Genomic DNA, 12,166 nt, shown 5'->3' with positions numbered 1-12,166 from the left:
AAAATGTGGAAAGTGAAAACCAGTTTCAAAAAAGGGCAGACTTCGCCCTTGGGATCAGATCATTTTTTAAAAAAAGTTAGGCCAGAAAAGGACGAAAGACGGTTTTCAAAAGATCCCATTCTTCTTTTTGGCTGAGGTACCAGGCGTGCATGTGTTGGCAGATCATAATGCCGTAGATGCGGTTGTACCACATCATCGTGGAAAGGTGCCGACCGGATTCAAGCTTGTAGTCAATCTTCTCGCGCTTGTTGGAACGTTCCACCGAGGTGCGGCGCTTGTAAATGAGCTTCCACTTCTCGGACCCGCGAAGCGTCTTGGGAAACATGCGGAGATTGTCGCGGCTGAACGTGTGGTAGGTTAAGCCATACTTGGCGGACGAACAGCCGCAGGCCGGAGAGCATCTCCACTTCCGACGGTTCTGGGACTTGTCAAAACCGTTGGGTCTCATTTCATTGCCCTTGGGACAAAGGGGAATGCCGGTGGGAGAAATCTTCACTTCGCTGCCCGTTGCCGTATTTTTCGTGCCCCGGGGGTTGAGGTCAATGAACGGCTCGATGTGGTGAGTATCGAGAAGCTTGTAAATCGCTTCGGTGTCGTGAGCGGCATCAAGCAGCATTTTGTCCACCGTGCCCAAGGTGAATCGTTGCTGAAATTCGGTTGTGCTCAGGACCAGGCTAACCCCGTCATGCTGAGAGGCAGATTGGAGTCTGGGATAGAGCGGCAAATCGTGAGGACTATCCGCCGCCGAGATCATGTACAGGTGGTAGCCATTAAAGTATCTTTCGCGTGCGCTGTCCCAGCCGGAGTCGCAGTCGGGCTGGGAATACAGACGAGGATGGTTGCAGACAAGGATACCGCGGGCGCGACAATCGCAAGTCGGTTTGCTGCGGGGATAGACGGAAGTGACGAGCGGTGTGCCATCACCGGCCGTAGTTAGCGCCGAAATGTCCCCGAGCAAACCGAGGCTTGCGGATGTGGAAAGAAACTGAGTTTGGAAAAAGTCAAAGAGACGGTCGGAAGGCAGAACGGGATTCTTCTCGGGATGCGAAAGAATCCACTGAACCAGGCGCTTGATTCTGCCGGGAGTGGCGGTTGGCGCTTTTTCTCCTTTCTTGCCTCTCTTGGTTTTACGCTTGCGTTTGGGTTGGCGCTTAGGTCTCCAGTGGGGAGTAGAGCCGTTCCAAAAGCGGGCTAAAAAGTCGTAAAAAGTACCCACGCCGGGCAGGTCATCTAGAGGAAAGCCACTAAGAATGGCGTAAATGGGCGTACGCTTCATGACGTTAATCCATTCGGTGAGCCCGACCTGGGGGCAGGTCATGAGGAAGAGTAAGTAGGAGCGCAGCATGGAGGCCGGATCGCGAGGCAGAGGTCCCCGTGTAGAATAAGCATCCTGCAAAAAATCCGTAACGGGGGACAAATCGGTCATCCAGAAGATGGCGGCTAGAGGCCAGTCTTTCCGAATGAGAAAGACGTTGCCCTCCTGAAGTTGCCGAAGGACAACATCCTGATACTGGGAATGGGGAACGAGAATCGGTTTCATGAACAACACTCCAATCGCGAGTAGTGGAAAAAAACCCTTACCACGCGATTTTGGAAAAATGGGCTAAAAGTCAAGGCCTTTTTTAAAGGAATTTGTCACAATCTCCAAATTATTTTCCAATTTGGATAGGGACTGAAAAACCCATTCCCCTGTGAAAGTAGGAGGATGGCATATTGGATGAAACAAGGAAACCCTTGTCCCATCTGCCTCGGCGAATGCCGAGAGGCTATTTAATACAAAGGAGGAAAATTGATGTCTACTTTACCGAAGAAGAATGCGCTCGGTTTTTATGAAATCCGCCTTGAATCGATCGGTGGACTGGGTGCCAACCTCGCAGGCAAAATGCTTGCCGAGACAGGTGCTATCGAACTGGGCTTTAACGCGGCTAACTTCTCGTCTTATGGTTCTGAGAAAAAAGGTACACCTATTAAAACCTTTGTTCGTTTCTGTGATCCAGAGGTTGAAATTCGTGATCACAGTCCAATCGAAGAGCCACACCTTGTAGCGGTTTTTCACGAAGCACTGTACAAGAATGTTAACGTAGTTAGCGGTATGCAACCTGATGGGGTTGCTCTGGTGAACACAACTCGTGGCTTCGATGAAGTTCGCTCAAGTCTAAAGCTTGAATACGGTACGATAGCTCTTGTAGATGCAATGGGTATTGCCGTTGAAGAGAAAACCAAAGTAAACACCTCGATGCTTGGCGCTATGTTCCGAATTTGTGAATTCCTTGATCCAGAAGCGATGCGTACGGTTATCCGTAGAACCTTTGAGAAGAAATACCCGCACCTGGTTGAGCCGAACATTCGTACTTTCGATCGCGGCTACAATGAAGTGAAATTTAAAACCTATGATGTGCCAGCAGGTACTGAAGCTAAGACTTTTAAGCGCGCACAATCCCTACTTGGCTATGAGACACAGTTGCCTGGCGGAGTTATTATGGCTCAAGGCAACAGCATACTGAAGGATCTGAGCGGCTCGCGTGCAGGCTTACTGCCAGTGCTTGATTCGGATTTGTGCGTTAGCTGTGCGGCATGCGACAATGTTTGCCCTGACTATTGCTTTGTGTGGGAATCCGTTGAGGACAAGCGTGGACGGCAACAGCAGTCCCTGCTCGGGATCGATTATCAATACTGTAAAGGCTGTCTGAAATGTATCGATGTATGCCCAACTGAGGCCCTTACCAGTCTCCGTGAAGAAGTTGGGTTTGCCGAACAACATCGCGTTGCCCAAGTGTTCAAGTAAATCGAAAGGGAGGATACGAAAAATGGCTGTTAGTGAAAATAAATTGACAGAGATTGTACTTGCTGAGCAAGTCAACACCTTCGAATCCGGTAATGAAATGGCTGCTACAGCTGCAGCTCAAATCAATTACCACATCATGGGATACTTCCCGATTACGCCTTCCACGGAAGTTGCCCAATACCTGGATCAAATGAAAGCTCGTGGTCAGCATGACATTCAACTGATCGCAGCTGACGGTGAACATGGTTCTGCCGGGATATGCTACGGTGCAGCAATGGCTGGTGCACGTGTTGTGAACGCCACAAGCTCCCAAGGATTTCTGTACATGCTGGAGCAGCTCCCCACCCAATCTGGCACACGCTTCCCGATGGTCCTTAACCTAGTTACCCGTGCAATTAGTGGACCGCTTGATATTCGTGGGGATCACTCTGACTTGTATTATGGTCTTAATGTAGGCTGGGTCATCCTGACTGCCAGTACACCACAGGCTGTATATGACATGAACATCATGGCACTCAAGATTGCTGAGCACTCTAAAGTTCGTTTACCTGTTATCGTGGCTTATGATGGCTTCTTCACATCCCACCAAAAACGCAAAGTACAATACTTCAAAGACAACGAAGTAGTCCGGAATTTTGTGGGTCCGAATCCGAACCACAGCTATCCGAACGTGTCAGATCCTTCTCGCCCAGTAACTATTGGTGCCCATATGGGTGGCGATGATCTGCTGAATAACCACTACCAGCTGTCAGAAGCTTTGGAAAAAGCGGGTGATGTGTATGAGGAAGTCGCTCGGGAATATGCTCTCTTGTCAGGACGCGAATATCCAGTTCTCGACCTGTACCGTATGGATGATGCGGAAGTAGCTGTGTTCCTGCTCAACTCTGCAGGTGAATCCGCAAAGGATACCGTTGACGATCTTCGCGCAAAGGGCATCAAGGCGGGTTTGGTTCGTCCGAATATCATCCGTCCGTTTCCAACGGAACAACTACGTAAAGCACTAAAGAACGTCAAGGCACTGCTTGTAGGTGAACGAGCAGATTCTTATGGTGCTCAGGGCGGCAACCTGACTCACGAGATTCGTTCGGCTCTGCAAATAGATCCAGAGAACAAGACGATCATCCTTTCACGTATCTTTGGTCTAGGTGGCAAAGACTTCTATGCTGACGATGCAGAAGCATTCTTCCAACTGGCGATCGACGCTGCTGAAAAAGGCTATGCTGAGAAACCTTTTGATTATTATGGATACTACCCTGGTGAAGTGAAGGATGCACTTGTTCCGGTTATGGAACCGTTGTATGGCAATGCATTCAAAACCGGACTGATCAATGTTACCCAAAACGAAGAAACCGGTATGCTGAAAGTTAAGCTTCCACCACTAAGTCAATTGACGGTGAAGCCACATCGGTTGGCTCCTGGACATGGCGCGTGTCCTGGCTGTGGTGCACTATCCGCATTGGAGCTGTTTTTCAAGGGAATCGAAGGAGACATGGTAGTCCTATTCCAAACAGGCTGTGCGTATGTTGTAACGGCAAGCTATCCGTACTCATCCCATAAACAAACCTTTGTACACAACCTGTTCCAGAATGGTGCAGCTACATTAGCCGGTATGGTTGATGCTTTTTATGAATTGAAGCGCCGCGGCGAAGTCCAGGTTTCCGACGATGTTACCTTTGTTATGGTATCCGGCGACGGTGGTATGGATATCGGGATGGGTGCAACCGTAGGTGCGGCACTTCGTAACCATAAAATGATCATCCTTGAGTACGATAACGAGGGTTACATGAACACCGGTTCCCAACTTTCTTACTCGACTCCAATGGGTCATATGACCAGCACCTCAGGTGTCGGTAAAACTCAAAAGGGTAAAAAGGGTCATCACAAGGATACGGCGCAAATTTTAGCAGCTTGTAACATCCCTTATGTATTCACGGCTGCTGAATGCAATCCACAGGATCTGCTGCAAAAAGCAGCTAAAGCACAGTGGTACGCCAACAACGTGGGGACAGCCTACGGCAAGATTCTCTGCGCATGCCCCCTGAACTGGAAGACTCCTGATAATAAGGGATATGACCTGGTAAAAGCAGCTGTGGATTCCTGCTTCTTCCCGCTTTATGAAATTGAGCAAGGAATCACCAATATAACTTACAATCCAGAGCTTAAAGGCAAGCGTATTCCGGCAGTTGAATGGTTGAAGGGAATGGGCAAAACCAAGCATCTTTTGAAGGATGAAGAGCTGCTGCAAAACTTCGAAACCGAAATCGAGCGTCGTTGGAGCCGTTTAAAGCTCAGACACGAAAACGCACTGCTGTAAGAAGATTTGGGTATACTGAGGCCGGCAGTTAACGGCTGCGGCCTCATCCATTGCGAGTGAAAATCATTCTCATTCAATTATAACCTGTTTTGAGCAAAATGTAAGGGGTAGATCGTTACAAACCGCAAATTTTTTTAAAATTAATAAAAGTTACGTTTTTCCCTTATACAGTGAGTTCTGATATTTAGTAACCTTGAATGAAGGGAGCAATCTAAATGGTACAACAACAAACCTGCAGCAGTGAGGACATAGCCGAAGCCGACGAGAAGCTCGAAAAGGTACAGTCCGCTATCGAGCAGTTCAAAATGATCAAAGGTGCTTTGATCCCTGTGCTCCATGAAGTACAGGATATTTACGGATATCTGCCGGAGCATGTGCTCCAGGTGGTTTCCACGGAGCTAAACCTGCCTTTAAGTGAAATTTATGGTGTGGCGTCGTTTTATCATTTCTTTTCTCTTACACCTAAAGGGGAGAATGTTATCCATGTTTGCATGGGTACAGCATGCTACATCAAAGGCGCACAAGCGGTGCTTGACCGTCTGAGTACGGAACTGAAAGTACCTGTACAAGGAACCACAGAGGATAACAAGTTCACGCTTGAAGCAACCCGCTGTTTGGGTGCATGCGGGCTTGCACCGGTGATGACCATTGGTGAAAAAGTACACGGTCGCCTGATTCCCAATAACGTGCCGAAAATTCTGAAAGAATACTAATTATTATCTTGCGCTTCAATCGCATTTTATACGGGAGGTATGGGCATGAAGCTTTTAACGGATCTTGATGCAATCAGAACGCTCACACAGGGTCGCCTGGACAACCGGAAAATTACCGGAGAACCTGCGGGTTCCATTCAGTTCAGATCAGTGATGGTGTGTGGCGGTACAGGATGCACATCTTCGGATTCCAAAAGAATCATCGACGCATTGGAACAAGAAGTTTCCAATCACGGCATACAGGAACATGTGGAAGTCGTTCGCACAGGCTGCTTTGGCCTTTGCGAGCTCGGTCCAGTCGTTATCGTGTACCCAGAGGGTGTTTTCTACAGCCGCGTGGAAGTAAAGGATATTCCAGATCTGGTTGAACACCACTTGCTAAATGGAAAGCCATTCGAGAAAAAGGTTTACGAAAAGACCAAGCAGGGCAGCGAAATCCTGAATTTTGAAGAAACCGATTTTTACAAAAAACAAGTACGGATCGCCCTGCGTAACTGCGGAACCATCGACCCTGAGGTTATTGATGAATACATTGCCAGTGATGGCTACAAAGCTCTTGGCAAAGTGCTCATGACCATGAGCCGCCAAGAGGTCATCGATACGATGAAGCAATCCGGTCTTCGGGGACGTGGCGGTGGTGGATTTAACACCGGTTTGAAGTGGGAATTTGCAGCAAAGCAAAATAAAGAACAGAAGTATGTCATTTGTAATGCTGACGAAGGAGATCCCGGAGCATTCATGGACCGCTCGATCCTGGAAGGCAATCCTCACTCAGTAATTGAGGCAATGGCAATCGCTGGCTATGCAATTGGTTCAAACCAAGGCTTCATCTACGTTCGTGCAGAGTATCCAATTGCAGTCCAACGTTTTGTGAAAGCGCTTGACCAAGCTCGTGAGTATGGGTTGCTGGGTGATAATGTACTTGGAACCGGCTTTAAATTTAACATTGATGTCCGTCTTGGGGCCGGAGCTTTTGTCTGCGGAGAAGAAACCGCTTTAATGCACTCCATTGAAGGACACCGGGGTATGCCAACCCCCAAGCCTCCTTTCCCGGCAGTAGAGGGCCTGTGGGGCCAACCGACGATCATCAACAATGTTGAAACACTGGCTAACGTTGCCCAGATTATTCTTAACGGTGCCGAATGGTATGCAAATATCGGAACTGAGAAGTCCAAAGGCACTAAAGTATTTGCTCTGGGCGGTAAGGTCGTGAATACCGGACTTGTTGAAGTTCCAATGGGTATTACCTTGCGCGAAGTTATTTTTGAAATTGGCGGCGGTATCCCAGATGGCAAGAAATTCAAGGCTGTACAAACCGGTGGACCTTCCGGCGGCTGTCTGACTGAAGAGCATCTGGACTGCACAATCGATTTTGATACACTGACCAGTCTTGGTTCGATGATGGGCTCCGGCGGGATGATCATCATGGACGAAGATACCTGTATGGTTGACGTCGCTCGCTTCTATCTGGATTTCACAAAAGATGAGTCCTGTGGGAAATGTACGCCTTGCCGCATCGGTACCAAACGTCTACTTGAAATGCTTGATAAGATCACGGAAGGCAAAGGGTCGATTGATGATCTCGAGAAGCTTGAGAACCTTTCGGTTCAGATCAAGAATGCATCCCTTTGTGCGTTAGGCCAAACCGCTCCAAACCCGGTATTATCCACAATTAAATTTTTCCGTGAAGAGTACATGGCCCATATTGCCGACAAAAAATGTCCGTCTGGTGTCTGTAAATCCCTGATCTCTTATGAAATCGATGCTGATCTATGCCGCGGTTGCAGCCTATGTGCACGGAAATGCCCAAGCGATGCGATTTCTGGCGAACTAAAGGAACCGTATGTAATCGACACGGTTGCCTGCATCAAGTGCGGAGTCTGCTTCGACGTATGTAAGTTCAATGCTGTAGTGATAGTCTGACGATAGGAGTGGTCAAGTTGGATACGATTAAAATTATGATCGATGGGATCGAGACAGAAGTCGCCAAGGGTACAACTGTTCTCGAAGCGGCCCGTGATCAGGGCATTCATATTCCTTCCCTGTGTTATTTGAAAGGCATCAACCATTCATCCAGCTGCCGAGTTTGCGTGGTTGAAGTGGGTCCAAGACTCATTGCTTCCTGTACGCTGAAAGCGGAAGAAGGCATGAAGATTCAGACGAATACTAAGAAAGTTCGTGACGCCCGTAAAACTTCCGTAGAGCTTCTGCTTTCTGATCATGACCGGGAATGTCTCAGTTGCTCCCGAAGTGGTGGCTGTGAGCTGCAAACCGTATCGAGTGATCTGAATATACGTAACGTTACCTACGTTGGTGAAAAATCCAGCCAAGAGAAAGACTATACCTCCCCATCTATCTTCCGTGACGCATCCAAATGTATCCTTTGCGGTCGCTGTGTCGGAGCTTGTGGAACTTTGCAAACCGTGGGCGCCATCGGCTTTGCTAAGCGTGGTTTTGATACGGTCATCTCTACAGCGTTTGGTCGTCCGCTTGCTGAATCAACCTGTGTCAACTGTGGTCAATGCATTATGGCTTGTCCCGTAGGCGCTCTTACTGAGCATGAGAACATGGGCGATGTATGGAATGAGCTCGCAGATCCAAGCAAATATGTTGTTGTCCAAACAGCACCTGCTGTACGTGTTGCACTAGGAGAAGAATTTGGCATGCCAGTTGGGACTCGCGTAACTGGTAAAATGATTGCTGCATTACGGAAGCTTGGCTTTGATAAAGTGTTCGACACCAACTTTGGGGCTGACCTAACAATTATGGAAGAAGGCACGGAGTTGATCTCCCGACTTACCAGTGGACAAAACCTGCCGCTTATGACGTCCTGCTGCCCAGGCTGGGTTAAATTTATGGAGCATAACTTCCCGAGCTTGCTCGATAACCTATCTACCTGTAAATCACCGCATGAAATGGAAGGTGCAATGGTTAAATCCTTCTTCGCCAAGAAGATGGGGATTAATCCGAAGAATATTGTCGTCGTCTCAATCATGCCTTGTACCGCGAAGAAGTTCGAGGGTGCGCGTGAAGAGCTGTCCAATGAAGGTATGCAGGATGTCGATTGGGTGCTGACGACCCGTGAGCTTGCTGCGATGATTAAAGAAGCAGGTATCGACTTTGTTAACCTGAAGGGTGAAGCGTTCGATAGTCCGATTGGCGAGGGCTCTGGTGCAGCCGTTATTTTCGGTGCAACCGGCGGTGTCGCAGAAGCCGCACTTCGTACCGTGTTCGAAATAACCTCAGGTAAGGATCTGGATACCATCGAATACACCGCTGTCCGTGGAATGGATGGTATCAAAGAAAATCTCATCGAGTTGCCTAATGGCAAGAAGATTCGTACGGCTGTTGTTCATGGTCTCGGCAATGCGCGTAAGTTGATGGAAGCAATGGAACGCGGCGAGAAAAGCTATGATTTCATGGAAGTAATGGCCTGTGCCGGTGGTTGTATCACGGGTGGAGGTCAGCCAATCGTGGATGCGAGAACATCCGAGCGGATCGATATTAAGGCAGAACGTGCGAAAGCCATCTACACGGAAGATGAGGCACAAACGATTCGTAAATCGCATAAAAATCCTTATATCAAAGCTCTTTACGAAGAATTCTTAGGGGAGCCTAACAGTCATCTTGCACACGAACTGCTGCACACTCATTACGTGAAGCGTTCCAAGTATTAATTTAATGGACGCATTAGGAGGTTGACGAAATTGCGGAAGGATTGGGAATCAGCTGATTTTATCAATGACGAGGAAATCTTATTGAGTCTGGATGAAGCTAAAGTGAAGTCGGGCGATCATGCCTATGTAAAGTCCATTTTAGAGAAAGCAAGAGAGTGCAAGGGACTTACCCACCGGGAGGCAGCTGTTCTTCTAGAGGTTACAGATACGGATGTGCTCGATAGTATTTACCGGTCTGCAAAGGTGATTAAAGAGAAAATCTACGGCAACCGCATTGTATTGTTCGCTCCCTTATATATAAGTAATCATTGTGTCAATAATTGCGAATACTGTGGATATAAACACACCAACACAGATTTCCTTCGGCGGAAGCTGAGTATGGAAGAGCTTGCGGATGAAGTCCGCGTGCTTCAGGAATTAGGTCACAAACGACTTGTCGTAGAAGCGGGAGAAGACCCGGTTAACTGTGACATTGACTATGTGGTCGAGTCGATCAAGACGATTTATTCCGTTAAGGTGGATAATGGCAGCATACGCCGTGTAAACATTAATATTGCAGCTACAACTATCGAGGATTACAAGAAACTCAGGGATGCGGAGATAGGGACATATATTTTATTCCAAGAAACGTACCACAGACCCACGTACGCAGCTATGCATCACCAAGGACCCAAGCGCGATTACGATTGGCATACCACTGCCATGGATCGTGCCCAAATGGGTGGGATCGATGATGTTGGTGTGGGCGTTCTCTACGGCCTATATGACCATAAGTACGATACCATCGCTATGCTGATGCACGCTGAGCACTTGGAGGAGAGGTTTGGCGTAGGACCCCATACAGTATCTGTTCCCAGGTTGCGTGAGGCGGTCAGTGTGGATTTGGAAACGTATCCCCATTTGGTGATGGATGAAGATTTCAAGAAGCTTGTTGCCATCTTGCGTTTAGCTGTTCCATATGCCGGGATGATTCTTTCCACCCGCGAAGAACCGTCATTCCGTGACGAGGTGATCAAGCTCGGTATTTCCCAAGTGAGCGCGGGCTCCAGCACGGGAGTCGGCGGATACATGGAAGCCAAGCAGGGAACCGCAGGTCAGTCGAAGGAGAAACCTCAGTTTGAAGTAAGTGATCATCGTTCACCAGAGGAGATTATTCGTGGGCTTTGCCAGGATGGATACGTTCCCAGCTATTGTACCGCTTGCTATCGGGAAGGACGTACAGGTGACCGTTTCATGAGATTGGCTAAATCCGGTCAGATTCATAATATATGCCAACCGAACTCTCTTTTAACTTTTAAAGAGTATTTACTTGACTATGCAGATGAAGAGACCCGTACCCTTGGGGAAGAAATCATTCGTAAGGGTCTTGATGATATTCCGAAGGAAGCCGCAAGAAAAGCAACCATTGATCGGCTGCAGCGCATCGAAAACGGCGAACGAGATTTGCGTTTCTAAAGATTTTAAGGAGGGATTCGCTATGCAAACTACACCACAATCGAACAAGATGCACATTGCTGTTTTTGGCAGAAGAAATTCCGGGAAATCAAGTCTGATTAACGCACTCACCCGGCAAGCGACCTTGATGGTTAGCGAAAAGCCGGGAACAACGACTGAACCGGTCTTCCAATCTTTTGAAATGGAAAAAGTGGGACCCGTCATTATCGTGGATACATCTGGAATTGATGATGATACGGATCTGGGCCTCTTCCGGGTTCAAAAGACTAGAGAAGTTATGGATTTAACTGATCTTGGTATCCTTATCTTCTCGGATGAGTCGAATAACTTCAAGCTGGAGAAGGAATGGTTCCACGAGCTGGCTAAACGGAATATTCCTGTCATCGGGATCATTGCCAAAGTCGATGATCATTATGTAGATATTGATCCTTTAAAGACGGAACTGAACATTCCCATCGTCAAGATCAGCGCGAAGAAAAACGTCAATTTTGGAAGTCTGCGCCACGCCATACGTGTCTCTGCTCCCGCTGAGTTTGAACGAGACAGCATTGTGGGCGATCTGGTGAACTCAGGTGATCTGGTCGTTATGGTTATGCCTGAGACGATACCGGCTCCTAAATATCGGTTAGTTGCATCACAACAGCAAATTCTTCGTGATCTGCTCGATCATCACATTATAGCATTGTCTGTTACCGAAGCAGAGCTGCCAACGTTGCTCATGCACTTAAAAGACTTACCAGATCTTGTTATTACGGATTCCCAAGTATTTGACAGAGTGAACGAGATCCTTCCAGCTAATGTGCCGCTAACCACCTTTGCGATCCTGATGGCGCGCTTTAAAGGCGATTTGGATACTTTTGTGGCGGGTGTCGGGGTGATTCCAAGCTTGAAGCCCGGAGACAAAGTTCTTCTGTCAGAGGCCTGTATCCATCACCCGCATAACGGAGAGATCGACCGTGTGTTAGTCCATGCCAAGCTTCAGGAAATTGCTGGCGGTGGTCTCGATATCACAACGAGTGTGGGGCCTGAATTCCCTGAACATATTTCCGAGTATAAGCTGATTGTTCACTGTGGTGGTTGTATATTTAATCGTAAACAACTGATGATACGGCTTATGAGAGCAGGAGAGCAAGGCGTGCCGATCACCAACTATGGCATTGCTTTCGCTTATTTCAATGGGATTCTGCCGCGTGTGCTGGAAGCCCTGCAAGTGAAGGCTTAA

At 48.0% G+C, this 12,166-nt stretch carries 8 protein-coding genes; 7 read left to right on the top strand and 1 reads right to left on the bottom strand.

Annotated elements, in window-relative coordinates; genetic code table 11:
* Window positions 1-76: 76 nt before the first annotated feature.
* Window positions 77-1,540 (bottom strand): transposase, encoded by a 1,464-nt coding sequence (locus PaeBR_RS14445; protein ID WP_410511273.1) that lies wholly within the window; start codon window positions 1,538-1,540, stop codon window positions 77-79.
* A gap of 252 nt (window positions 1,541-1,792) precedes the next feature.
* Between PaeBR_RS14445 and PaeBR_RS14440 the strand changes: the two genes are divergently transcribed.
* The 7 genes from PaeBR_RS14440 (at window position 1,793) to hydF (ending at window position 12,166) form a co-directional block, all read left to right on the top strand.
* Entirely contained in the window at window positions 1,793-2,785 is a 993-nt protein-coding gene (locus PaeBR_RS14440) for a 2-oxoacid:acceptor oxidoreductase family protein (RefSeq protein ID WP_410511272.1), read from the top strand.
* 22 nt (window positions 2,786-2,807) lie between these two features.
* Entirely contained in the window at window positions 2,808-5,099 is a 2,292-nt protein-coding gene (locus PaeBR_RS14435; protein ID WP_410511271.1) for a thiamine pyrophosphate-dependent enzyme, read from the top strand.
* 215 nt (window positions 5,100-5,314) lie between these two features.
* Complete coding sequence (nuoE, locus tag PaeBR_RS14430) at window positions 5,315-5,812, top strand: NADH-quinone oxidoreductase subunit NuoE (RefSeq protein WP_410511270.1); 498 nt, start codon at window positions 5,315-5,317, stop codon at window positions 5,810-5,812.
* A gap of 45 nt (window positions 5,813-5,857) precedes the next feature.
* On the top strand, window positions 5,858-7,735 hold the full coding sequence (gene nuoF / locus PaeBR_RS14425; RefSeq protein WP_410511269.1) for an NADH-quinone oxidoreductase subunit NuoF: 1,878 nt from the start codon (window positions 5,858-5,860) through the stop codon (window positions 7,733-7,735).
* A 17-nt stretch (window positions 7,736-7,752) separates the two neighbouring features.
* The gene (locus tag PaeBR_RS14420; protein ID WP_410511268.1) at window positions 7,753-9,489 is read left to right on the top strand and encodes an NADH-dependent [FeFe] hydrogenase, group A6; all 1,737 of its coding nucleotides are present in this window, start codon (window positions 7,753-7,755) and stop codon (window positions 9,487-9,489) included.
* A gap of 30 nt (window positions 9,490-9,519) precedes the next feature.
* Window positions 9,520-10,944, top strand: a complete 1,425-nt coding sequence (gene hydG, locus PaeBR_RS14415; RefSeq protein ID WP_410511267.1) for a [FeFe] hydrogenase H-cluster radical SAM maturase HydG — start codon at window positions 9,520-9,522, stop codon at window positions 10,942-10,944.
* A 22-nt stretch (window positions 10,945-10,966) separates the two neighbouring features.
* The gene (gene hydF, locus PaeBR_RS14410) at window positions 10,967-12,166 is read left to right on the top strand and encodes a [FeFe] hydrogenase H-cluster maturation GTPase HydF (RefSeq protein ID WP_410511266.1); all 1,200 of its coding nucleotides are present in this window, start codon (window positions 10,967-10,969) and stop codon (window positions 12,164-12,166) included.

This window comes from Paenibacillus sp. BR2-3 (assembly GCF_046529485.1).
GTDB lineage: Bacteria > Bacillota > Bacilli > Paenibacillales > Paenibacillaceae > Paenibacillus_AQ.
The sequence above is the reverse complement of the archived record's forward strand: the minus strand, read 5'-3'. Positions and strand labels throughout refer to the sequence as shown.